Origin of the sequence: Sphingomonas xinjiangensis (assembly GCF_014199255.1) — a bacterium.
Lineage (GTDB): Bacteria > Pseudomonadota > Alphaproteobacteria > Sphingomonadales > Sphingomonadaceae > Sphingomonas > Sphingomonas xinjiangensis.
This window is the reverse complement of the sequence record NZ_JACIJF010000004.1, coordinates 1-21,589: the sequence shown is the minus strand read 5'-3', so window position 1 is coordinate 21,589 and position 21,589 is coordinate 1. Positions and strand designations below refer to the sequence as shown.

Sequence of the window (21,589 nt, the reverse complement as noted above, 5' to 3'; positions counted from 1 at the left end):
GGATCCGTTCACGCGACCAGACCCCGCTTTTCAAGCTCGGCGCGTGCCTGGGCGACATTGTCGACCGCGGTCTGCTCGGCGACCCAGCCGGCCAGTTCGGCCAACCCTTCGACAAAGTCGGTGGTCGCCTTGAACCCGAACTTCTCCGCGGCCAAACCGGTGTCGCAGAAGCAATGGCGGATGTCGCCGGTGCGCGACTTGCCGACAATTTCAGGCTGGATGTCGTTCTTGCCCATCGCCTGCGCGAGCGCCTGCGCGACCTGCGTCACCGAACGGTCATTGCCCGACCCGACGTTGAAGGTCTCGCCGACCACGTCGGGATGGACCAGCGCGTCGGCAAAGGCGCGGGCGACGTCGCTGACATGGACGAAGTCGCGGCGCTGCTCGCCATCCTCGAAGATCATCGGCTGCTGACCGTTCAGGAGCCGCGAGGCGAAGATCGCCAACACGCCGGTATAGGGGTTCGACAGCGCCTGGCCCGGACCATAGACGTTGAACAGGCGCAGGCAGACGCTCTCGATGCCATACGGGCGGCCCATGATGTGGGTGGTGCGCTCCTGCACGTACTTGTTGAGCGCGTAGATCGACGACAGGCTCGGGCGCTTCCACTCGGGCGTGGCGACCGGGGTGAGGGGGCGACCCTGCGCGTCGGTCGGTTCCCAATTGGTCTGGCCGTCCTTGACCACGCCGCGCTCGGCATTCTCCACCAGATTGCCGTCGGCGTCGCGGTACAGACCCTCGCCATAGATCGACATGGAGGAGGCGGTGACCACGCGGCGCACCGGATTGTCGATCAGCCGCTCGAACAGCACGGCGGTGCCGACATCGTTCGCGCTGGTGTAGCGCTCGACTTCGTACATCGACTGGCCGACGCCGACTTCGGCCGCCAGGTTGATCACGCTGTCGGCACCTTTCAGCGCCTGGGCGACCTTGTCGCCGTCGCGAACGTCGGCGCGGATGAACTCGACGTCGCCCGCGATGTCGGCGGGCAGCTTCGCGTCAGGCCCGTGGACCTGCTCGATCAGGCTGTCGAGTACGCGGACCTTGTTGCCGCGATTGAGGAGTTCGCGCGATACGAAGCGGCCGATAAAGCCGGCGCCGCCGGTGATCAGGATGGTCTCGGACAACTATACCCCCATTCAGTCTTGCAGCGCGCGTGCGGATCGGCGTCGCACGGGATTGCCAGCAAATCGATTTAGGTTACAAACACTAGCGGGCAAAACTTCCGTTTCGCCCTCGCAACCCTCAATGCTTCTTCTTCTTCTTTGTTCCACCGGCCTGCCGCAATCGTTCCGATAACGGAACCGTTTGTCGAGGCGAAAGGTTTGTAGAAGCTTGGAAGGGAGCGCAGCCGCGCTTCCGTACCGGAAGCGGGAGCCCCAGCGCGTAGTGACGGCGACGATACTCCTCATTCGCCATGCGTCGCACGCGCATCTTGGGAAGATCCTGTCCGGGCGGCTCGCCGGGATTGGCCTTTCGCCGGCTGGGATGGGCGAAGCCGAGCGGCTCGCGGATCACCTGCGGCTCCACGAACTGGCGGCGCTAGTGTCGAGTCCGGTGCAGCGTGCCCGCGAAACGGCGGACGCCGTAGCGCAGGGCAGGGGCCTGGACGTGGAGATCGCCGAGTCACTGGACGAGATCGATTTCGGCGCCTGGACGGGCCGTGCTTTCGAATCGCTCGCCGACGATCCCGACTGGCATCGCTGGAACACCAATCGCGCCATCGCCTCGGCTCCCGGGGGCGAGAGCATGGCCGCGGCGCAGCGGCGGGTGATCGCATTTCTGCAAGCGATTGCCGAACGCCACGCCGGGGAAAGCGTGGCGGTGGTTTCCCATTGCGACATCATCCGCGCGGCGCTGGCGCACGTCCTGGGGCTCTCGCTCGACGCCGTGCACCGCTTCGACGTGGACCCCGCCTCGGTCAGCCGTATCGCGATGGGCGATTGGGGCGCACGTGTTATGAGCATCAACGAGGTTTGCCGATGAACGACATGGCTCCGATCCACCCCGGCGAAGACCGCGCCGCCGAGCTGCGCGCGCAAGTCGAGGCGCTGGGTCCCTGGTTCCACAATATCGACCTCGGCCACGGCGTCACCACCGCGCCTGACCATTTCCTGGGCGACTATCCCCGCTTCAAGTTCGCTCGTTTCGCCGATGCGATTCCCGCCGCCCTCACCGGCAAGACCGTGCTCGACATCGGCTGCAACGCCGGCTTCTATTCGATGGAAATGAAGCGCCGCGGCGCCGCCCGTGTCGTCGCGGTAGACAGCGACGACCATTATCTCGCCCAAGCCGCCTTCGTCGCGCAAACGCTCGGCTTCCACGACATCGAGTTCCGCAAGCTCGACGTCTATGATGTCGGCGCGTTGGGCGAAAAGTTCGACCTCGTGATCTTCATGGGCGTGCTCTACCATCTGCGGCATCCGCTCTTGGCGCTGGACCTGATCCGCGAGCATGTGACGGGCGACATGATGCTGTTCCAGACGATGCAGCAGGGATCCAAGGACGTGCTGGAGGTCCCTGAGGACCATCCCTTCCACGTCCCTGGCACCAACAATCCGCCTGCTTATTTCGACGACCCGTCCTACCCGAAAATGCACTTCATCGAGCGCAGGTTCGCCAATGACTGGACCAATTGGTGGGCGCCCAACAAGGCCGCGAGCCAGGCGATGCTGCGCGCCGCCGGCTTTACGATCGAAGCGCAGCCCGAACACGAAGTCTATCTTTGCCGTGTCGCACCCATTCCCTATGCGGACTGGGCCGACGGCATGGCCGTCTATCCGGCAAGGGGGAAGTAATGATCGAAGCCGCGATGATATGGAACGAGCCCAACAACAAATCGCATTGGGATCCCCAGATCGACCCTGATTGGCGCATGTTTGCCGAGCATGTGACGCTCGCCGGCAACGCGATTCACGCGATCAACCCCGCGGTGACGCGCGTGCTGGGCGGCATGTCGCCGATCGATCCGCACTGGCTGCGCCGAATCGAGGCGCACGGCGCGCTGGGCGCGGTGGACGCGGTTGCGGTGCACGGCTTTCCGCTCGACTGGAACCTCTGGCCGCTCAGCGCCTGGCCCGACAAGATCGCCGAGATCAAGGCCGTCACCGAAAAGCCGGTCTGGGTCACCGAAGTCGGAGTCAGCTCGTTCGGCGCCGAGGAAGTGCAAGCGTTCGGCCTCGAGCGCACCGCCGAACTTTTGAAGGGCGTCACCCCGCGCGCCTTCTGGTACTCGCTCTACGACCTGCCGATGAGCTGGGGCGCCGAAACCCGCCACCGCGAGGCGGAAGGTTCGTCCTATTACCGCCACTTCTACCTCGGGCTGATCCGCGAAGACGGCACGCCCAAGCCCGCGCTCGAGGTGTACGCAAAGCACGCGCAGGATCTCGGCTTGATGCAGTGGTTCCATTTCGAGGACCCGCGCCTGGACGACGCCGTCGCCTGGATGAAGCGGCTGGGCACCAAGCGGCTGCGCACCGGCCTCAGCTGGGCCGACAGCTTCCGCCCGAATGCAATCGACTGGTTCGATCGGATGATGGGCGCGCTCGAGGATTTCGACGTCACCGTCACCTTCTGCTTCACCCCCGCGCATCTCGGCGTCGCGCCGCATCACACCAGCCCGGCGCGCGATCCGCAGGGTTTTGCGGATTTCTGCGCGTGGATGATCGATCGCTATGCGCCAGGCCGTGTCGAGCGCCCGCCGGTTGCCGCACCCGTGCTGCCCGAAGGGGTTGAGGCGCAGGCCGCCGAGCTCGCGACGCTGAACTTCAACCGCGACGAGCGGCTCGCCGGCGAACGCAGCGCCGCCTGAGGCCCGCGCGGGTTCGCATCCCTCTTAAGGCCCCGCTCCCATCCGGGGAGCGGGAAGAGGGGTGGGGGCCTCGCGATTCGCCGCATTTTGCGGCACCCCGCGCAAGCGGGTCGACTCAATAGGTTCTAGATCACAGGCTCATAACAGCCATCTGCGAGATTTGGATGGTTGCAAATCGGTGGCTGGCAGGAACGCAGGTCGCGTTAGCTGTCATTGAGCAGGCCGCCAGCGTGCTCGAGGACGGGCATTCAAACAAGGACGCCTGACTTAACTCTCGACGGCATGGATGACAGTAGCGGGCACCTGAAGCCTAGCCGTCGGACATCACACCGCGATACACCGGATCCTCCAAGGCACGCCCAGCGCCCGCAGCCACGCACATCAGGGCGTTTTCCGCAACGATGACCGGCAGTCCGGTGGCCTTGGAGAGAACCTTGTCCAGATCTCGGAGCAGGCTGCCTCCGCCCGTCATGACGATACCTTGGTCGTAGATGTCGGAAGAAAGCTCAGGCCCGGTCTTTTCGAGCGCGGAGAGCGTTGCCTCCACGATCTGCGCCGTCAGGTCGCTGAGGTACTGGGCTATCTCCGCCTGGTTCACTTCGACCTCGCTCGGCATGCCCTTAACCAAATCGCGCCCACGCACTTTCATCGACTTGCCGACGCCGTCCGCAGGCATCTGCGCGACGCCGATTTGAACCTTTATGCGCTCGGCTGTGGCTTCGCCGATCATCAGGTTATGCTTGCGTCGAATTCCCGAAGCGATCGCCTCGTCCATTCGGTCGCCGCCCACGCGAACCGACGCGCTGTACGCAAGTCCGCGAAGCGAAAGGATCGCGACCTCCGTCGTGCCGCCACCTATGTCGACGACCATCGCGCCCAGGGGTTCGGTCACGGGCAATCCCGCGCCGATCGCCGCGGCCATGGATTCCTCGATCAGATTCACCTTGCGGGCGCCCGCGCTGGTCGCCGCCTGCTGGATCGCCCGCCGTTCCACCATCGTCGCGCTGCTGGGAATGCTGATGACGATCTCAGGCCGCCGGCCGAACTTGCTTGCGCCGCCCCGTGCTTTGTCGATGAAGTATTTGATCATCTGCTCCGCGACGTCGATGTCGGCGATCACGCCGTCCCGCATCGGACGGATCGTGCTGATGTTCTCGGGCGTCTTGCCCAGCATAAGCTTCGCCTCCGCGCCAACTGCCCGCACGCGCAAGGTTCCACCGACCCGTTCCAAGGCGACGATCGAAGGCTCGTTAAGAACCACGCCTCTGTCGCGCAGGTACACGACGGTGTTCACGGTGCCGAGGTCAATCGCGAGATCATCAGGGGCGCGGGATAGCAGGCCGGGAAGGCGCATCAGGCTCGATCTGTTGGCGTCGCCGTCGGCTCACGACCAAGTGAGTAACCCATCGATCGCGTGGAGAAGTCCGGTTGAGCCTGTGCAAGAGGCTGGTCAAGCACATTCAGCCGAAGACGCGCACTGCCTGCGAATGGAGCCGGGCAGCAGGTTTCAGGCATCGCAACGATAAAACCGAATGGCTACATCTGGGGCGCAAGTCGGCCCCCGGTTTCGGGCTGGACTGCGGTGCTTACGCCGCGAGCCCGGTGCTTGCCCCTTGGCCGCCACAAGGCCGGATAGTAAGCGAAATGGTGGCACGGCACCGCGCGAAGTTCCGGGTTCCACCGTCCAATCACCCGGTACGACCCGACTTGCCCGCCGATTCGCTCATCGCGGCTCCACCCGAAGCGCCATGTCACGCCGCCCGGCCAGGCGGGTTGCCGCACGCCCGCACCGTGCGGACGCGATGCGTTCCGAACGCATTCGGGGCGGGCCTTCGGTGGAAGACCCGCCCCGTTCGATTTAGTCGACGCCGGCACCTGGCCGGCAGCCGCTTACTTGACGTGCTTGGAGATGTGCTTGTTCATCTCGAACATCGTCACCTTCTTGGCGTCGAAGATCTTCTCAAGCTTGTCATCCGCCAGGATTTCCCGCTTGTTTTCAGGGTTCTGGAGGTTGTGCTTCTTGATGTATTCCCACATCTTGCTGACGATCTCGCTGCGGGGCAGATCGTCCTTGCCGACGATCGCGGCCAGTTCCGCCGAAGGGGTTACGGGCTTCGCGATACCACCCTTGGCGCCGCCAGCTGCTTTAGTCTCGGCCATGTGTTCTTCTCCTGTTTCGCCCGTCCCCCGGGCTAATCCTTGGTCAATGCCCCCGGCTTGTGCGCCGCTTTCCCGCCATTCTCGCTCTCCACGATGAACTGCGGGTCGTCCTTGGAGGCACGGACCTGATGCCCTTTGATCTTGGTATCGCTCGTCTGTCTAGTCACGACTTTGCCATGGGCGGTGCCACCGTACGATTTCCAGCTCACATGGTCGCCCTTTTTCAGGTCTTCGGACATCGGGATTCTCCTGCTGACGCAGGTAAAGCGCCCGGCGCTCCGAAAATGTTGCGTGCGTGGAACGCTTGGCCGCATGCGCCGTTCGGCTCACCGAAAGGGGTTCTTCTTTGAACAAGATGCTTGCGGCCGTGTTTACCGGCCCCCGTGCGTTTGCCGTCCACCAGGTGGAGCGGCCGGAACCAGGGGCGGGCGAAGTGCGCATTCGGCTGGAAGGCTGCGGGGTTTGTGCCTCGAACATCACGCCGTGGGAAGGCCCTGAATGGATGCAGTTCCCCACCGAGCCCGGCGGCATGGGGCATGAAGGCTGGGGCGTGATCGACGCCGTGGGCGCGGATGTCGCGAACCTGACGGTCGGCGAGCGCGTCGCGGCGCTCTCGTTCAAGAGTTTCGCCGAGTTTGATCTGGCCAAGGCCGACGCAGTGGTGAAGCTTCCCGAGAGCCTGAAGAACGAGCCATTCCCCGGTGAGCCGCTCGGCTGCGCATTCAACATCTTCCGGCGCAGCGACATCCGTCCGGGTCAGACCGTGGCGATCATCGGCATCGGCTTCCTTGGCGCTGTACTCACTCGCCTTGCCAAGGATGCCGGCGCGCGGGTCGTCGCAATCTCGCGGCGCGAAAGCTCGCTTGCATTGGCCCGCAGCTATGGCGCCGACGAGGTCATCGTCATGGACGACCATTGGCGCATTCTGGAGGATGTCCGCACCCTGACCGGAGGCAAGGGCTGCGAGCGCGTGATCGAGGCGGTCGGCAAGCAATGGCCGCTCGATTTGGCCGGCGAGCTGGTGTGCGAGGGCGGCAGGCTCGTGATCGCGGGTTATCACCAGGATGGTCCGCGCCAGGTCAACATGCAGATGTGGAACTGGAAGGGCATCGACATCGTCAGCGCGCATGAGCGCGATCCCGAGGTGCAGATGCACGGCCTCCGCGATGCGGTGGAGGCCGTGGCGAGCGGCCGGCTCGACCCGCGACCGCTCTACACGCATCGCTATGGGCTGGACCGACTCGGCGACGCGCTTAACGACACGCGCGACAAGCCCGATGGCTTCGTGAAGGCGCTGGTGACCTTCGAGGCGGAACCCGCATGAGCAAGCCACGGGTAGGTTTCCTCGGCACCGGCTGGATCGGCCGGCACCGCATGGAAGCGGTCGTCGAAACGGGCGCCGTCGAAGTCGCCGGGATTGCCGATCCGTCCGCCGACATGGTCGCCGAGGCGCAGAAGCTCGCGCCCGAAGCGCCGGTGGTCGACGGGCTCGACGGGCTGCTCGCGCTCGGCCTCGACGGGCTGGTGATCGCCACGCCAAGCGCGCTGCACGCCGAACAGTCGATCGCCGCGCTGAATGCCGGGCTGGCGGTGTTCTGCCAGAAACCGCTCGGCCGCACCGCCGACGAGGCGCGCGCAGTTGTGGAGGCGGCCCGCGCCGCCGACCGGCTGCTCTGCGTCGACTTTTCCTATCGCTACCAGGAAGGGACCCAGCGCGTCGCCGAGCTTGCCCGCAACGGTTCGCTCGGGCGGGTGTTTGCCGCCGATCTGGTTTTCCACAACGCCTACGGCCCGGACAAGCCGTGGTTCTATGATCCCAAGTTCGCCGGCGGTGGCTGCGTCATGGATCTGGGCGTGCACTTGGTCGATCTGGCGCTGTGGGTGCTCGGCTTTCCTGAAGTCACTGCGGTGCATTCGCAGCTGTTCGCGGGTGGCGCGCCGCTGACCGGGACGGATACGGTCGAGGATTATGCAGTCGCGCAGCTGGAACTGGCTGGCGGCGCTGCGGTGCGGCTCGCCTGTTCGTGGAAGCTGCACGCAGGTCAGGAGGCCGTGATCGCCGCCGATTTCTACGGCACCGGTGGCGGTGCCTCCCAGCGCAATGTCGGCGGGTCGTTCTACGACTTCGAAAGCCGGCACTTCACCGGGACCGGCGGCGAAACCCTGACCACGCCGCCCGAGCCTTGGGGCGGGCGCGCGGCGGCGGACTGGGCGTGCCGGCTTGCGGCGGGCGAGCGGTTCGACGCGGAGGCGCAGGGGCTGGTGCGCGTCGCTGAAGTGATCGACCGCATCTACGCACGGTAGCGTTGTACGGTCCGGGACGTCAGGCGCCCCGGCGAACCTGCGCGAAGCTTTCAAAAGTCGCGCGCACATCGGGCGAGGCGCTGGCCGACAGTGCGTTCACTTGATTGATGAATGCCGTCCCGTCGCTGTCCGGCGTCTTGTGCGCCATGGCCCATTCGCCGAATTCGCGCGTCTCGATCTCGCGCTCGGACAGCATCACCACGGCGCGGTGGCGAGGATCGGCCTTGATGCGGGTATAGGCGGCTTGGACCTTGTCGGCCGGACCTTCCAGGGCTTGGAGAAAGCGTGTTCCGTCGGAATACAGCAATCCGGTAATGGAATCGCGCGTGTTGTTCACTCGCGACGTGGCCAAAATCGTTGCGGGATCAACGGCTTGGGCTCCGGGCCGTACGCTGCTCACATATACCAACTGAAGCATGGCAAGTCTTCCCTCTTTCGCAAGTTCCCTTGCTGTTTTCGTGGGTTACCGGGAAAGTGTAAGCAAATGCTTGCCACGGTGGACAAAGCTTTCCGCGTCGACCAGATAGTGGCCATGCCCATCGCGCTCCCTCTCCGACTTATCCGCCCTTAGGGGCCGAACCGCCGCGCGCGCACGCCTCTAAGGGTATCGTCAACGCTCCCAGCACCCCTGCGCCTGCGCTAGTGCGCGGCCGCGATCCTTGCAGAGGCCAGTCCCATGTTGCGTGATCCCAGCGTCAAATACCGTCCCTTCCCACAAGTCGATCTGCCCGACCGGCAATGGCCGAGCCGCACCATCACGCGGGCGCCGCGCTGGCTCTCCACCGACATGCGCGACGGGAACCAGGCGCTGATCGATCCAATGGACAGCGAGAAGAAGACGCGCTTCTTCGAATTGCTGTGCAAGGTGGGGTTGAAGGAAATCGAAGTCGGATTCCCCAGTGCCGGCGCGACCGAGTTCGATTTCATTTCGGGGCTGGTGCAGCAGGAAAAGATCCCGGACGATGTATTCGTCCAGGTACTCACCCAATCGCGTCGCGACCTCATCGAGACGACGTTTCAAAGCGTCAAGGGTGCCCGCCAGGCGATCGTCCACCTGTACAACGCGGTATCGCCGGCGTGGCGCGAAGTGGTGTTCCGGATGACCCGCGACGAAGTGCGCGAAATTGCAGTCGCCGGCGCCAAGGTCCTGCGCGACGAAGCGGCCAAGCAGCCCGACACCGAATGGCGTTTCGAGTATAGCCCCGAAACCTTCTCGACCGCCGAGCTCGATTTCTCGGTCGAGGTCTGCGAAGCGGTGATGGAGATCCTGCGCCCGACTCCCGAACGCCCGTTGATCCTCAACTTGCCGGCTACCGTGGAGGCGGCGACGCCCAACATCTACGCCGACCAGATCGAATGGTTCGGGCGCAACATCCGCAATCGTGACAGCGTGGTGATCAGCCTGCACACGCATAATGACCGCGGCACCGGTGTCGCAGCGGCGGAACTGGGGCTGATGGCCGGCGCCGACCGCGTCGAGGGCTGCCTGCTCGGCAATGGCGAGCGCACCGGTAACTGCGATCTCGTGACGGTTGCGCTCAACCTGTACACGCAGGGGGTGCATCCGGGGCTCGACCTGTCCGACATCGACGAGATCGTCAACACGGTGAACTATTGCACCAATCTGCCGGTTCATCCGCGTACGCCCTACGCTGGCGACCTGGTGTTCACGGCGTTTTCGGGCAGTCACCAGGACGCAATCAAGAAGGGCTTTGCGGCGCAGGAAGCGCGCAACGACCAGCTTTGGAACGTGCCCTATCTTCCGATCGACCCGCGCGACCTGGGTCGCGATTACGAGGCAGTGATTCGCGTCAATTCGCAATCGGGTAAGGGCGGGGTCGCCTGGGTGCTCGAGCAGGATCGCGGGTTGAAGCTGCCCAAGCGGATGCAGGCCGATTTCTCGCGCCACGTGCAGGCGCTGGCCGACGAAACTAGCCGCGAGCTGAACGCCGCAGACATCTCCGGACTGTTCGAGACGGTGTATCTGCCGGGCGAAAGGGACCGGTTCGCACTCGTGGATTATGCCGAGAGCGGTGCTGCGGGCGCGCGAACGTTCGCCGGTAGCTTGTCGGTGGATGGGGCGGTTCGATCGGTAGGCGGGCGGGGCAACGGGCTGATCTCGTCGGTGATCGACGCGCTGCGTGAAACGTGCGGGGTGGTGCTCGACGTGGTCGACTATAACGAACACGCAATCGGGCACGGATCGGACGCGCAGGCCGCGGCGTATCTGGAATGCCGCACCGCCGATGGCGAGATCGTGTTCGGCGCAGGGATTGATGCTGACGTCGCGACTGCCTCGGTGCGTGCAGTGCTGAGCGCCGCGAATCGGATTTGATCCAAAGCCTCCCCCGCTTTGGCGGGGGAGGCTGTCATGCGCGCTTAAGGGTTGCCCTTCCCGCCATGGGCGCCAACCGCGCCGCCAGTGGTGAAGCTGGACTCGTCAGAGGCGAGTAGCACATAGTGGCCTGCCAGTTCGACCGGCTGACCGGCGCGGCCGAGCGGGGTGTCCTTGCCGAACTCGCCGAGCTTGCCGGGCAGCTGGCCGCCGGCGACCTGGAGCGGGGTCCAGAACGGCCCGGGGGCGACCATGGTGACGCGGATACCCTTCTTCGCGAGTTGCTTGGCGAGGCCCTTGGTGAAGATCAGGATTGCTCCCTTGGTTGAGGCATAGTCGAGCAGTTCCTCTCCGGGATCATAGCTGTTCACCGAGCCGGTGTTGATGATCACCGCGCCCGGGCGCAGATGCGGGATCGCCGCCTTGCTGAGGCGGAAAGTAGCGAAGATGTTGGTTTCGAACGTGCGAACCATCTGCTCGTCGCTGATTTCGGAGATGTCGGCCTTGCTCTGCTGATAGGCGGCGTTGTTGACGAGGATGTCGAGCCCGCCCAAGCTACTGACCGCGTGGGCGATGATCTTTTCGCAATTGGCGCGCGTGCGGATATCCATTGGGATCGCCACGGCTTTGCGGCCCGCGCGCTGGATCAGGTCGACCACTTCGCGCGCGTCGGGCTCCTCGCTCGGATAATAGTTGATCGCGACATCGGCACCTTCGCGACCATAAGCGATCGCGGCGGCGCGGCCGATGCCACTGTCGCCGCCGGTTATCAGCGCCTTGCGGCCCAGGAGGCGGCCCGAGCCGCGATAGCTGGTTTCGCCGCAATCTGGACGGGGAGTCATCTTGCTCTGCAGCCCCGGCCATTCCTGGTGCTGCTCGGCGAACGGGCCTGCGGTGAACTAAGTCCGGGGGTCGCGCAGCGGCGCCGCCCCCGCGGCAGCCGCCTGGGCGAGTGCCGGTGCTGCGCTAGCAGCTGCCAATCCCGCTGCCGCACTGCCCAGCACGCCGCGCCGCGTCGTTCCCTGTTCCGCCATGATGCTCTCCTGGAAGTCGTCGTCAGACGTGACTCGAACGGAAGAGCGGTTGGGAAGTTGCGCCTGCGCAGGCTTTTAGCGGGTGCGAATGATCTCGCAGCCGATGCGGGCGTCGGGATAGATGTCGAGCTTCATGGAGCGGACCTCGACGCGGTGGACGCGCGGATCGCGCAAGGCGAGCGCGGCGACCGCGTCGCAGAACACCTCCTGCAGCTCGAAATGACGGGAGGCGGCGAGCGCCAGTATGCCGGTGCGGAGGAAGTCGTAATCGACCACGGCGTCGATGCGGTCCTCGGGCACTGCGAGGTAGCGGCAGTCCATCGCGACGGTGACCTGGACGCGCTGGGGAGCGGCACGCTCGGCGGCATGGATGCCAAGGCCCATGGCGACTTCGAGGTCGTCGAGCAGGATGCGGTAGTCAGCCATTGGCGCGTTCGCGCGAGGAGAACATCACATCGCCGTCGCGCGGCAGGAAGCGCTGGCCGCAATCAACGAACAGGTTCTGCCCGGTAATCGAGCGGCTGGTAAGGAGATGCTCCACGGCGGCTGCGACATCGTCGAGCGCGACGGGCTGCTGCAGCAGGTTCTGGCGGGCATGCTCTGCAAATTCCTCAGGCGTCTGATCTAGGCTGGGCAGCGTCAGGCCTGGCGACACGGCGTTGACGCGGATACGCGGCGCGAGAGCGCGGGCGAGCAACTCGGTGGCCGTAGCGAGCGCGGCCTTGCTGAGGGTGTAGGTGAGGAAGTCGGGGTTGAGGTTGGCGAGTTTTTGATCGAGCAGGTTCACGACTGCGCCGTGATGGAGATCGTCCTGAAGGGCGAGCGCCGAGGCGAGGATGACGGGGGCGCCGCAATTGATCCGCATATGCTGATCGAGCAGCTTGAAGTCGGTGAGCGGAACGGCGTCAAAGGCGAATTGCGAGGCGTTGTTGACCAGGCCGTCGATCGTGCCGCCGAGGCCCTCACGGGCGGCCTCAACCAGCGCGGAGGCCGTCGACGGATCGGCAAGCTCGCCCGAGACGATGCACGCGATGCCGCCCGCCGCAGCGATGGCGACGCGCAGCGCCTCGGCGTCTTCCGGGGCGTGATGATGATGGATCGCCACGGCATGGCCGCGCAGCGCGAGGCGGCGGGCGATCGCCGCGCCGATCCGCTTCGCGCCGCCGGTGACGAGAACCCGCATCAATAGCCCATCAGCTTCAGCACTTCCTGGCGGCTGCGCTCGTCCTCGCGGAAAACGCCCATCATCCGGCTGGTGACCATGCCGACGCCGGGGGTGCGCACGCCGCGCGCGGTCATGCAGCCATGCTGCGCCTCGATCACCACTGCGACGCCCTGCGGCTGGAGCCGCTCCCAGATGCAGTCTGCGACCTGGGCGGTGAGGCGTTCCTGGACCTGAAGCCTCCGTGCGAAGCCGTGGAGCACGCGAGCCAGCTTGGAGATACCGACGACGCGATCCTTGGGTAGATAGGCGATCGAGGCCTTGCCAGTGATCGGCGCCATGTGATGCTCGCAATGCGACTGGAACGGGATGCCGGTGAGTAGCACGATGTCGTCATAGCCGCCGACTTCCTCGAACACGCGGTCGAGATGCTGGGCTGGGTCCTCGCCATAGCCGGCGCAATATTCTTTCCACGCACGGGCGACCCGCAACGGGGTGTCGCGCAGTCCCTCGCGCTCGGGATCGTCGCCCGCCCAGCGCAGCAGCGTGCGGATGGCGTCGGATACTGCGTCAGGCACCGGGATCTTGGGCAGCGGCGCGATGATGTCGCCATCCTCAGGATCCGCGTTGAAGTTCGTCATCTGTGTTCCTCGTGCCTCGTCACGGTGACGGCGTCGATCGCGTCAGCGTTAGTTTGCCCGACCGCCAAAAGCAAAGGCGCGGCCCGCCGGTAAACGGCAGGCCGCGCCTGAGAACCCTGTGGACGGGGAGCTGCTATCAGTTCTTGTTGAACGCCGCGACGATCTTGAGCTTGACCTCGTCCGACACCATCGGGATGCCATAAGCGACGCCGAAGTCGCTGCGCTTGATCACGCCCTTGGCTTCGAAGCCGATCGCTTCCTTGCCGCCCATCTGTTCCGGCGCCTTACCCGCGCCGTAGAAGGAGGCGTCGAGCGTCACCGGCTTGGTGACGCCGTTAAGCGTGAGGTTGCCGGTCACCTTTGCGGTTTGGCCGGTCGCCACCACGCGGGTCGATACGAAGCGCGCGTCGGCGGGATTGGCACCGAAGAAGTCCGGCTTGCCCCCGGCTTCCTTGGGCGCGTGCAGTAGGTGTGCGGTGAGACCGGCACTAGCGGTGGTGACCTTCGACACCGGGATCGTCACGTCCACCTTGGCGGCAGAGAGGTTCTTAGGGTCGAGCGTCAGCGTGCCCGAAACATCGCCGAAGAGGCCGAAATATGGGGTGAAGCCGAGATGGTCCACGGTCCACTCGACCAGGGTGTGGCCAGGATCGGCGGTGTAGCTGCCTGCGGTGACGAGCGCTGGGTTCTTTTGGCCCGGGGTCTGCATTGCCTGCTGGGCGACAAGCGGGGCGGCAATGGCAAGCGGGGCGGCAATGGCGAGCGTGGCGGCGAGTGCGATCAAGCGGACGCGCATGGGAAACCTCCTGTTGGGAGGCTGAAATGTCTGTGGAAACGTTGCGCAGGTCAAACGGGAAGTTGGAAACCATAAGTTTCCGCAGGTGCGAACCGGGGCCGTGGCGAAATCGCCACGGCCCCTGCCGCTCAGTTCTTGTCCTTGTCGACCAGCTTGTTGGCGCCGATCCAAGGCATCATCGCGCGCAGTTCGCTGCCGACCTGCTCGATCGGGTGCCGCTTGGCGGCGATGCGGCTGGCCTTAAGTTCGGGCTGGCCGGCGCGGTTGTCGAGCACGAAGTCCTTGACGAAGCGGCCCGACTGGATGTCGGCGAGCACGCGCTTCATTTCCTTTTTTGTCTCTTCGGTGATGATGCGCGGGCCGGTCTTGATGTCACCGTACTCGGCGGTGTTCGAGATCGAGTAGCGCATGTTGGCGATGCCGCCTTCATACATCAGGTCGACGATCAGCTTCAACTCGTGCAGGCACTCGAAATAAGCCATTTCGGGGGCATAGCCGGCCTCGACCAGCGTCTCAAAGCCGGCCTGTACCAGCGCGGTGGCGCCGCCGCACAGCACCGCCTGCTCGCCGAACAGGTCGGTCTCGCATTCCTCGCGGAAGTTGGTCTCGATGATCCCCGAGCGGCCGCCGCCGACGCCCGAGGCATAGGCAAGCGCGACGTCATGCGCGTTGCCCGACGCGTCCTGGTGAATCGCGATCAGGCAGGGCACGCCGCCGCCGCGGACATATTCGCTGCGCACCGTGTGACCCGGGCCCTTGGGTGCGATCATGATGACGTCGATGTCCGCAGGCGGCTCGATCAGGCCGAAATGGACGTTGAGGCCGTGGGCGAAGGCGAGCGCGGCGCCGGGCTTCAGGTTGCCCTTGAGATCGGCCTCGTAGATCGCGGCTTGGTGTTCGTCCGGGGCAAGGATCATCAGGATGTCGGCCCAGCCGGCGGCTTCCTGGTTGCTCATCACCTTGAAGCCGGCGTCTTGCGCCTTCTTGGCCGAGGGCGAGCCGGGACGCAGCGCGATGGCGACGTTCTGGACGCCGCTGTCGCGCAGGTTCTGGGCGTGAGCGTGTCCCTGCGAGCCATAGCCGAGGATGGCGATGTTCTTGGACGAGATCAGGTTCAGATCGGCGTCGCGATCGTAATAGACACGCATGGTAGTTCGGTCCCCTTCGGACGATGTGAAAAGTTAAGCGGGTTCGCGGCCGCGCGAGATCGCGACGATGCCGGTGCGGGCGACTTCGACCAGGCCGACCTCGCGCATCAGCTCGACGAACTTGTCGATCTTGTCCGAGCCGCCGGTGACTTCGAAGACGAAGCTGGCGATGGTCGCGTCCACCACGCGGGCGCGGTAGACTTCGGCCAGGCGCAGCGCCTCGATGCGGTGGTCGCCGGTCCCGGCGACCTTCACCAAGGCGAGCTCGCGTTCGACATGCGGCCCGAGTGCGGTCAGATCGGTGACCTTGTGCACCGGCACCAGCCTTTCGAGCTGGGCGATGATCTGTTCCATCACATGCGCAGAGGCAGAGGTGACGATGGTGATCCGCGACACTGCCTCGTCTTCGGTGATGTCGGTCACCGTGAGGCTTTCGATGTTGTAGCCGCGCGCGGTGAACAGGCCGGCGATCCGTGCGAGAATGCCGGGTTCGTTGTCGACGATGACGGCAAGGGTGTGCCGTTCGCGCGTTTCTTGCTTGATGTGCATGCCTTAGACCAGTGCCTTGGCTTCGTCGTCCATCTCGCCGGAGACTTCGTTTGCCTGGAGAATCATGTCGGTATGGGCGGCACCCGATGGGATCATGGGGAAGCAGTTTGCGAGTTTGGCGACGCGGCAATCCACTAGCACAGGACCATCATGGGCCAGCATCTGGTCGACGCTGACAGCGAGGTCCGACAGGCGGTCGACGCGTATGCCTTTCCACCCGTAAGCCTCTGCAAGCATTACGAAATCTGGAAGCGACTCACTGTAGCTCTGCGAGTAGCGCGACTGGTAGGTCAGTTCCTGCCACTGGCGCACCATGCCCATATACTCATTGTTTAATATGAAGATTTTGACCGGCAGCCGGTATTGGGCCGCGGTCGCCAGCTCCTGAATATTCATCTGAATCGAAGCTTCGCCGGCAATGTCGATCACCAAGGCGTCTGGATTGCCCAGTTGCGCGCCGATCGCGGCGGGCAAGCCATAGCCCATCGTGCCCAGACCGCCCGAGGTGAGCCACTTGTTAGGCGCTTCGAAGCCGAAATGCTGCGCGGCCCACATCTGATGCTGGCCGACCTCGGTGGTGATGATCGGCTGGCGGTGCTTCGTCGCCTCGTACAGTGCACGGATCGCGCGCTGGGGCATGATGACTTCGCCCCGATCCTCGAACCCCAGACAATCGGCCGCGCGCCAACCCTCGATCCGGCGCCACCATTCGGACAGATCGGGCTTTGGATGGCCGCGCGTCTTCCAAAGCGACACCATCGCGCGCAACGCCGATCCGGCGTCCGCAATGATCGGCAGATCGACGCGGACATTCTTGTTCACGCTGGACCGGTCGATATCGATATGGACCTTGCGCGCATGCGGCGCGAAGGCGTCGAGCCGCCCGGTGACGCGATCGTCGAAGCGCGAGCCGACCGCGATGATCAGATCGGCCTTGTTCATCGCCCAATTGGCTTCGTAGGTGCCGTGCATGCCCAGCATCCCCAGCCATTGCGGCGCGGAAGCGGGCAGGGCGCCCAGCCCCATCAGCGTCGAGGTGACCGGCGCGCCGGTCAGCGCGACCAGTTCACGGAGCAGCTGCGAGGCCTCAGGACCCGAATTGATGATGCCGCCGCCGGTGTACAGCACCGGACGCTCGGCCGCGGCGAGCATGTCGACGACCTGCTCGATCAACGCGGGATCGGGCTCGGTCTGCGGGCGATAGGTCTTGTGCTGGATCGGCCCGGCCTGCGTATAGGCGGCGGTGGCGACCTGGACGTCCTTGGGAATGTCGATCACGACCGGGCCGGGGCGGCCCGAGGTCGCGATGTAGAAGGCCTCGCGCACCGTATCGGCCAGCTTGGCCGGATCCTTCACCAGATAATTATGCTTGGTGCAGTGGCGGGTGATGCCGACCGTGTCCGCTTCCTGGAACGCGTCGGTGCCGATCAGTGCCGTCGGCACCTGTCCGGTGATGACGACCATCGGGATCGAGTCGAGCAGCGCGTCGGTGATGCCGGTGACGGCGTTGGTCGCGCCGGGTCCGGACGTGACCAGCACGACGCCGGGCTTGCCGGTGGAGCGGGCATAGCCCTCTGCCGCATGCGTCGCGGCCTGTTCGTGGCGGACGAGGATGTGGCGAATGCGCTCTTGTTTAAAGAGCGCATCGTAGATCGGAAGCACTGCGCCGCCGGGATAGCCGAACACGACCTCCACGCCGAGGTCGGTCAGCGCCTCGATCAGAATGTCTGCTCCGCTTTTCTCGGTCACGGCGTCCTCCTGTTGTTCGCGTGTGCAGCAAGGCTGCGGAAGCGGCCTGCTAACCGCACAAAAACTACGCGTCAAGCTCTATATATATAATATTCTTTCAAATGTACGTTGTAACGTGTTTGTTTCTGTCTCTCCGGTACGTAGCCAGCTGGCCGGTGGCTGGCGCCGGAACCAGGTATATTGCCGCTTGGCATATTGGCGGCTGGCCAATGCACCCTGGGCCACCGCCGCCTCTGCTTCCATTTCGCCGGCAAGCAGCGCCCGCATTTCGGGCACGCCGATGGCGCGGAGGACCGGCGCGTCGGCGGGCAAGTCAGTGCGGGCGAGCAGCGCGGCGGCTTCGTCGCGGCCCGTGCCGGCCATGATGGCGAAGCGGCGGTCGATCCGCTCCCCCAGCCAGGCGCGGTCCGGGAGCAGGATCAGAGGGGCGAGGCGGATCCGATCGGCGATGCCGCCGAGCCGGTCGGCCTGCCAGGCGGCAAGCGGCTTGCCGGTGCCGCGGACGACTTCGAGCGCGCGGGCGACGCGAAGGGTATCGGCAGGGTTGAGGCGCGCGGCGGCCTGCGGGTCGAGCGCCTGCAATTGCGCATGCGCATCGGCAACCGGCAGCGCGCGAACCTCGGCGCGCAGCGCGGCATCGATCTCGGGAACAGGGGCGATGCCGTCGAGCAGGGTACGCACATACAGGCCGGTGCCGCCAACTAGGATCGGCAGCCGGCCGAGTCCATGCGCCTCGGCAATGGCGGCGCGGGCTTCGGCGGCCCAGCGCGCGGCGGAATAGGCGTCGGCGCCGTCGACATGGCCGAACAGGCGATGGGGTACGCTGGCTTCTTCCTCGGCAGTGGGGCGCGCGGTGAGGATGCGGAGATCGGCATAGACCTGCATCGAATCGGCGTTGATCACGCTGCCGCGATGCGTGCGCGCCAGCGCGAGCGCGAGTGCGGACTTGCCGCTCGCGGTCGGCCCTGCGATGAGCGCGACCGTTGGAAGGTCAGTCACTGTCCTTGCCTCCGTTCGCCCTGCGGTTGTCGAAGGGCCGTTCCGCTTCGGCCCCCGGGTGCAGAAGAACGGTGCTTCGACAAGCTCAGCACGAACGGGGAGGATGTGTCCCGCCAGTTTGAGGGGTTTGAGTTGTACATCGCGACGCTTGTAGCAGACGGCCTATCCGCTGGGCAGCTTTCCGAAGCCGCCGACCGGCTGGCGGGCGTGGATTGCGCGCCCGGCGCCTGGCGCTGGATCGATGCGGGGCAGGCGGCCGACCTGTTGTTCGTGTCGCATCCGGAGGCGGCGCGAGCGGCCCTTGAGGGGGCGTTTGCCGCCACCGACGTGATCGTACAGCCCGAGGCCGGGCGCGAAAAGGAGCTGCTGATCGCCGACATGGATTCGACGATGATCACCGTCGAGTGCATCGATGAACTGGCCGATTACGCGGGAATCAAGGCCGAAGTCGCCGACGTGACCGAGCGGGCGATGCGCGGCGAACTCGATTTCGCCGCGGCGTTGGACGCGCGGGTGGCGCTGCTCAAGGGGCTGGAGGAAAGCGCGATCGACCGCTGCCTGGCCGAGCGCGTGCGCCTGTCGCCAGGTGCCATGACGCTGGTGCGGACGATGCGCACGCGCGGCGCGCTGACGGTGCTGGTGTCGGGCGGGTTCACCCGCTTCGCCGAGCCGGTGGGCGAGCAGTTGGGCTTTGAGCGGGTGATCGCCAACCGGCTGGAGATCGCCGGAGGGATGTTGACCGGGACGGTGACCAAGCCGATCGTCGACAGCGGCACCAAGGAGGCGACGCTGCTGGCGGCGTTGGCCGAGCGGACGCTGGCGGCAGAGGCGACGATGGCCGTGGGCGACGGCGCCAACGACCTGGCGATGATCCGCCGGGCGGGACTGGGCGTGGCATATCGGGCCAAGCCGATCGTAGCGGCGGCAGCCGCCGTGCGGCTGGACCATGCGCCGCTGCACGCGCTGTTATGGGCGCAGGGCGTGCCCATGGAAGCGTGGGTGCGGTAAGGCGAAGATTGGCAGATGACGTTCGCTTCTCTCCACATGCGGCGGAGAGAGGCGCATGCGAGCGCATTGCCGTGCCGGCCAGTGGCAGCTGAGGGCCGGCTGCGTGAACCAAACGTAATGACTTGTTGCTGAGCAGGGTCAAAGCGGGTCCGGCGGTTTACACGGCAGTGCCGCCCGAACATCTAGCGCGTTCCAAACGGCACCCTTTGATCAACCAAGGAGTATCACCATGCCAGCTGAATCTGCCCAGCCCATTGCGCAGCCCGCAGGTCAGCCCACGCCAGAGGAGGCTTTGCAGCGGCTGATCGCCGGTAATGCGGCCTTCGTTGCCGACGCCCCGCACGAGCCGGACATCTCGCGCCAGCGGCGCCTGGAGCTGGCACAGGGGCAGCAGCCTTTTGCCACGCTGGTGGGATGTTCGGATTCGCGGGTCGGCCCGGAGCAGCTTTTCGGCGTAGGCCTTGGCGACCTGTTCATCGTCCGGAGCGCCGGCAACAATGTCGACGCCGCCGGAATGGGATCGATCGAGTATTCGGTCATGGCCCTCAGCGTCCCGCTGATCGTCGTGCTGGGCCACGAGAAGTGCGGCGCCGTTGCCGCTGCCACCGACGTCGTCACCAAGGACGCGCGCTTTCCCGGCAGCATCGGCAGAATGATCGAGCCGATCCTGCCTGCTGTGATCGCAGCCGAGCGTGCGGGCGCCGGCGGTGATCTGATCGAGCGTGCGGTTGAGGAGAATGTCCGGCGGATGGTCGAACGGCTTCAAGTCTATTCCGAGCCCATGCTGCTCGAACCGCAAAGCCGCGGCGAACTCAAGGTCGTGGGTGCGGTATATGAACTGGCCACCGGAAAGGTTCGCTGGCTGTGATCAAGGGGCCCGCTTCGTGCGGGCCCCTCCGACCCGCATTGGCGGGAGGCATCGGTTGGCGTGTCTGGAAACGCCCCAAAGTCGGTCGCTCGTGGACGCGGCTTCCGCCCCCGTTTGCGGTCGTTCCGCTCAGCAGGTAAGGAAGAGGTTCTCTCAGCCGGGCCGGTGGGTAAGACTCGGCGAGGGGCCTCGAAGGAGGCAGTGGAGCTTCCACCGCTCTCCCAGCACCAGTGGCAGCTAGCGCCCCAATTTTAGCCGTTCAGCGCCGCATGTGTGGGCGCCGGAAGCGGACATTTGTTCATCTGGGTAGACGAACGTGCTACGGTACCAGCCCTGGCGTCCAAATTCGAAGGGGTGAAATCATTGATCTGGCCTGCGAAGGTACTTGCTGTTTTATCGCTCGCCGCTTGCACGATGCCGGATGAGAATGACCGCCACCACGAAGCTTTAATGGATAGCATCGAAGGGTCTGTTGTGCTTCCGAAAGGCTCCCAGCCATTGAGTGCTTACGGTCGGAGCTACGCTTTTGCCGGGCAAGATCGAGTCATCGGCTCCTATTCCATTCCTATCAATTCGCCGACCGCACCATGTACAGTCGTGATGCCCGGAAACTCCTCTCGGGCATGCAGTGCCGAAGAGGACGAGCCTATTGAGCAAATCGCCGCAGGCACTAGGCGATGGTTTGATAAGGCTGACGACCTACCTAAACTCCTCTGGGCAGGCTGTGACCAGGTAAATGTCGTCTATGAAATCTCTAGCCGTCGTGTCCTTGAGACACTCTGCGAAGCGGATCGGTAGAGACCGCTAACGGAACTTTGACGCTGAAGGCCGCTGAACCGCTGTCCGCCCGACAGCGGATCAAAGCTGCCCGGCAGGAGCCGCCCAAAGATGGTGTATCGCGGCGGCTGCGTTTCGAAAGCAGATGGAATGGCAGCCCCTTCACGTACGATGCCTGGATCGGGGTCGAACCTGACCTCGTGCATCGAGGGAAGGAGTGAGAGCGATGGCGCATTTCGTAGGTCTAG

Annotated in this window: 22 protein-coding genes and 1 pseudogene; 8 read left to right on the top strand and 15 right to left on the bottom strand. The window is 65.0% G+C overall.

Going from position 1 to position 21,589, the window contains the following annotated elements; genetic code table 11:
- Positions 1 to 8: 8 nt before the first annotated feature.
- Positions 9 to 1,127 carry an NAD-dependent epimerase/dehydratase family protein gene (locus FHT02_RS08040; RefSeq protein WP_184086369.1) on the bottom strand — a complete coding sequence of 373 codons (1,119 nt, stop codon included), beginning with the start codon at positions 1,125 to 1,127 and terminating at the stop codon, positions 9 to 11.
- 262 nt (positions 1,128 to 1,389) lie between these two features.
- On the opposite strand from FHT02_RS08040, the gene FHT02_RS08035 reads away from it, so the two are divergent.
- From FHT02_RS08035 to FHT02_RS08025, 3 genes are read left to right on the top strand one after another with little or no spacing between them, the layout of a single operon-like run.
- On the top strand, positions 1,390 to 1,986 hold the full coding sequence (locus FHT02_RS08035) for a histidine phosphatase family protein (protein ID WP_184086367.1): 597 nt from the start codon (positions 1,390 to 1,392) through the stop codon (positions 1,984 to 1,986).
- On the top strand, positions 1,983 to 2,798 hold the full coding sequence (locus FHT02_RS08030) for a TIGR04290 family methyltransferase (RefSeq protein ID WP_246352265.1): 816 nt from the start codon (positions 1,983 to 1,985) through the stop codon (positions 2,796 to 2,798). Before FHT02_RS08035 ends, FHT02_RS08030 begins: the two co-directional genes overlap by 4 nt.
- Entirely contained in the window at positions 2,798 to 3,811 is a 1,014-nt protein-coding gene (locus tag FHT02_RS08025) for a glycosyl hydrolase (RefSeq protein ID WP_184086365.1), read from the top strand. The genes FHT02_RS08030 and FHT02_RS08025 overlap by 1 nt, the downstream gene beginning before the upstream one ends.
- 310 nt (positions 3,812 to 4,121) lie before the next feature.
- Here the strand turns inward: FHT02_RS08025 and FHT02_RS08020 are convergent, their stop codons facing one another.
- The 3 genes from FHT02_RS08020 to FHT02_RS08010 form a co-directional block, all read right to left on the bottom strand.
- Positions 4,122 to 5,165, bottom strand: coding sequence for a rod shape-determining protein (locus tag FHT02_RS08020; protein WP_184086363.1), 1,044 nt, complete (start codon positions 5,163 to 5,165; stop codon positions 4,122 to 4,124).
- A 536-nt stretch (positions 5,166 to 5,701) separates the two neighbouring features.
- Entirely contained in the window at positions 5,702 to 5,971 is a 270-nt protein-coding gene (locus tag FHT02_RS08015; RefSeq protein ID WP_184086361.1) for an SWIB/MDM2 domain-containing protein, read from the bottom strand.
- Between the two features lie 32 nt (positions 5,972 to 6,003).
- Positions 6,004 to 6,210: a hypervirulence associated TUDOR domain-containing protein gene (locus FHT02_RS08010; RefSeq protein WP_184086359.1), complete on the bottom strand. Its 207-nt coding sequence runs from the start codon at positions 6,208 to 6,210 to the stop codon at positions 6,004 to 6,006.
- A 116-nt stretch (positions 6,211 to 6,326) separates the two neighbouring features.
- Between FHT02_RS08010 and FHT02_RS08005 the strand changes: the two genes are divergently transcribed.
- Both FHT02_RS08005 and FHT02_RS08000 read left to right on the top strand, forming a co-directional pair.
- The gene (locus FHT02_RS08005) at positions 6,327 to 7,295 is read left to right on the top strand and encodes an MDR/zinc-dependent alcohol dehydrogenase-like family protein (RefSeq protein WP_184087024.1); all 969 of its coding nucleotides are present in this window, start codon (positions 6,327 to 6,329) and stop codon (positions 7,293 to 7,295) included.
- Positions 7,292 to 8,275 (top strand): Gfo/Idh/MocA family protein, encoded by a 984-nt coding sequence (locus FHT02_RS08000; protein ID WP_184086357.1) that lies wholly within the window; start codon positions 7,292 to 7,294, stop codon positions 8,273 to 8,275. The genes FHT02_RS08005 and FHT02_RS08000 overlap by 4 nt, the downstream gene beginning before the upstream one ends.
- A gap of 19 nt (positions 8,276 to 8,294) precedes the next feature.
- Here FHT02_RS08000 and FHT02_RS07995 read toward each other — a convergent pair whose 3' ends face one another.
- Entirely contained in the window at positions 8,295 to 8,693 is a 399-nt protein-coding gene (locus FHT02_RS07995; protein ID WP_184086355.1) for a BLUF domain-containing protein, read from the bottom strand.
- Between the two features lie 258 nt (positions 8,694 to 8,951).
- Between FHT02_RS07995 and leuA the strand changes: the two genes are divergently transcribed.
- Complete coding sequence (gene leuA, locus FHT02_RS07990) at positions 8,952 to 10,610, top strand: 2-isopropylmalate synthase (RefSeq protein ID WP_184086353.1); 1,659 nt, start codon at positions 8,952 to 8,954, stop codon at positions 10,608 to 10,610.
- A gap of 44 nt (positions 10,611 to 10,654) precedes the next feature.
- On the opposite strand, the gene FHT02_RS07985 is transcribed toward leuA, so the two are convergent.
- From FHT02_RS07985 to miaA, 10 genes and pseudogenes are all read right to left on the bottom strand, one after another.
- Positions 10,655 to 11,452: an SDR family oxidoreductase gene (locus FHT02_RS07985; protein ID WP_221239373.1), complete on the bottom strand. Its 798-nt coding sequence runs from the start codon at positions 11,450 to 11,452 to the stop codon at positions 10,655 to 10,657.
- 57 nt (positions 11,453 to 11,509) lie between these two features.
- Complete coding sequence (locus tag FHT02_RS22215) at positions 11,510 to 11,644, bottom strand: hypothetical protein (RefSeq protein WP_281393078.1); 135 nt, start codon at positions 11,642 to 11,644, stop codon at positions 11,510 to 11,512.
- Positions 11,645 to 11,719: 75 nt separating this feature from the next.
- Positions 11,720 to 12,070, bottom strand: coding sequence for a dihydroneopterin aldolase (locus FHT02_RS07980; protein ID WP_184086351.1), 351 nt, complete (start codon positions 12,068 to 12,070; stop codon positions 11,720 to 11,722).
- Positions 12,063 to 12,827: an SDR family oxidoreductase gene (locus FHT02_RS07975; protein ID WP_184086349.1), complete on the bottom strand. Its 765-nt coding sequence runs from the start codon at positions 12,825 to 12,827 to the stop codon at positions 12,063 to 12,065. The genes FHT02_RS07980 and FHT02_RS07975 overlap by 8 nt, the downstream gene beginning before the upstream one ends.
- Positions 12,827 to 13,447 (bottom strand): GTP cyclohydrolase I FolE, encoded by a 621-nt coding sequence (folE, locus tag FHT02_RS07970; protein WP_184086347.1) that lies wholly within the window; start codon positions 13,445 to 13,447, stop codon positions 12,827 to 12,829. Before folE ends, FHT02_RS07975 begins: the two co-directional genes overlap by 1 nt.
- Before the next feature lie 136 nt (positions 13,448 to 13,583).
- Positions 13,584 to 14,243 (bottom strand): YceI family protein, encoded by a 660-nt coding sequence (locus FHT02_RS07965; RefSeq protein WP_184086345.1) that lies wholly within the window; start codon positions 14,241 to 14,243, stop codon positions 13,584 to 13,586.
- 128 nt (positions 14,244 to 14,371) lie between these two features.
- Positions 14,372 to 15,391 (bottom strand): ketol-acid reductoisomerase, encoded by a 1,020-nt coding sequence (gene ilvC, locus FHT02_RS07960; protein ID WP_184086344.1) that lies wholly within the window; start codon positions 15,389 to 15,391, stop codon positions 14,372 to 14,374.
- 33 nt (positions 15,392 to 15,424) lie between these two features.
- Complete coding sequence (gene ilvN, locus FHT02_RS07955) at positions 15,425 to 15,940, bottom strand: acetolactate synthase small subunit (protein WP_184086342.1); 516 nt, start codon at positions 15,938 to 15,940, stop codon at positions 15,425 to 15,427.
- A 3-nt stretch (positions 15,941 to 15,943) separates the two neighbouring features.
- Positions 15,944 to 17,698 (bottom strand): annotated as a pseudogene (gene ilvB, locus FHT02_RS07950) (biosynthetic-type acetolactate synthase large subunit); the annotation flags it as partial.
- 69 nt (positions 17,699 to 17,767) lie between these two features.
- Positions 17,768 to 18,688 carry a tRNA (adenosine(37)-N6)-dimethylallyltransferase MiaA gene (gene miaA / locus FHT02_RS07945; protein WP_184086332.1) on the bottom strand — a complete coding sequence of 307 codons (921 nt, stop codon included), beginning with the start codon at positions 18,686 to 18,688 and terminating at the stop codon, positions 17,768 to 17,770.
- A 132-nt stretch (positions 18,689 to 18,820) separates the two neighbouring features.
- Between miaA and serB the strand changes: the two genes are divergently transcribed.
- Positions 18,821 to 19,696, top strand: a complete 876-nt coding sequence (serB, locus tag FHT02_RS07940) for a phosphoserine phosphatase SerB (protein WP_184087022.1) — start codon at positions 18,821 to 18,823, stop codon at positions 19,694 to 19,696.
- A 229-nt stretch (positions 19,697 to 19,925) separates the two neighbouring features.
- On the top strand, positions 19,926 to 20,564 hold the full coding sequence (locus FHT02_RS07935; RefSeq protein WP_184086330.1) for a carbonic anhydrase: 639 nt from the start codon (positions 19,926 to 19,928) through the stop codon (positions 20,562 to 20,564).
- Positions 20,565 to 21,589 lie beyond the last annotated feature (1,025 nt).

What these genes read in the sequence shown, in the direction of transcription:
- FHT02_RS08015 (WP_184086361.1), bottom strand. Translation starts at nt 5,971, where the DNA reads ATGGCCGAGACTAAAGCAGCTGGCGGCGCCAAGGGTGGTATCGCGAAG.
- ilvN (WP_184086342.1), bottom strand. Translation starts at nt 15,940, where the DNA reads ATGCACATCAAGCAAGAAACGCGCGAACGGCACACCCTTGCCGTCATC.
- FHT02_RS08025 (WP_184086365.1), top strand. Translation starts at nt 2,798, where the DNA reads ATGATCGAAGCCGCGATGATATGGAACGAGCCCAACAACAAATCGCAT.
- FHT02_RS22215 (WP_281393078.1), bottom strand. Translation starts at nt 11,644, where the DNA reads ATGGCGGAACAGGGAACGACGCGGCGCGGCGTGCTGGGCAGTGCGGCA.
- FHT02_RS07975 (WP_184086349.1), bottom strand. Translation starts at nt 12,827, where the DNA reads ATGCGGGTTCTCGTCACCGGCGGCGCGAAGCGGATCGGCGCGGCGATC.
- FHT02_RS08030 (WP_246352265.1), top strand. Translation starts at nt 1,983, where the DNA reads ATGAACGACATGGCTCCGATCCACCCCGGCGAAGACCGCGCCGCCGAG.
- folE (WP_184086347.1), bottom strand. Translation starts at nt 13,447, where the DNA reads ATGACGAACTTCAACGCGGATCCTGAGGATGGCGACATCATCGCGCCG.
- FHT02_RS08010 (WP_184086359.1), bottom strand. Translation starts at nt 6,210, where the DNA reads ATGTCCGAAGACCTGAAAAAGGGCGACCATGTGAGCTGGAAATCGTAC.
- FHT02_RS07995 (WP_184086355.1), bottom strand. Translation starts at nt 8,693, where the DNA reads ATGCTTCAGTTGGTATATGTGAGCAGCGTACGGCCCGGAGCCCAAGCC.
- leuA (WP_184086353.1), top strand. Translation starts at nt 8,952, where the DNA reads ATGTTGCGTGATCCCAGCGTCAAATACCGTCCCTTCCCACAAGTCGAT.
- FHT02_RS08000 (WP_184086357.1), top strand. Translation starts at nt 7,292, where the DNA reads ATGAGCAAGCCACGGGTAGGTTTCCTCGGCACCGGCTGGATCGGCCGG.
- FHT02_RS07935 (WP_184086330.1), top strand. Translation starts at nt 19,926, where the DNA reads ATGCCAGCTGAATCTGCCCAGCCCATTGCGCAGCCCGCAGGTCAGCCC.
- FHT02_RS07965 (WP_184086345.1), bottom strand. Translation starts at nt 14,243, where the DNA reads ATGCGCGTCCGCTTGATCGCACTCGCCGCCACGCTCGCCATTGCCGCC.
- FHT02_RS07985 (WP_221239373.1), bottom strand. Translation starts at nt 11,452, where the DNA reads ATGACTCCCCGTCCAGATTGCGGCGAAACCAGCTATCGCGGCTCGGGC.
- FHT02_RS08005 (WP_184087024.1), top strand. Translation starts at nt 6,327, where the DNA reads ATGCTTGCGGCCGTGTTTACCGGCCCCCGTGCGTTTGCCGTCCACCAG.
- FHT02_RS07980 (WP_184086351.1), bottom strand. Translation starts at nt 12,070, where the DNA reads ATGGCTGACTACCGCATCCTGCTCGACGACCTCGAAGTCGCCATGGGC.
- FHT02_RS08020 (WP_184086363.1), bottom strand. Translation starts at nt 5,165, where the DNA reads ATGCGCCTTCCCGGCCTGCTATCCCGCGCCCCTGATGATCTCGCGATT.
- ilvC (WP_184086344.1), bottom strand. Translation starts at nt 15,391, where the DNA reads ATGCGTGTCTATTACGATCGCGACGCCGATCTGAACCTGATCTCGTCC.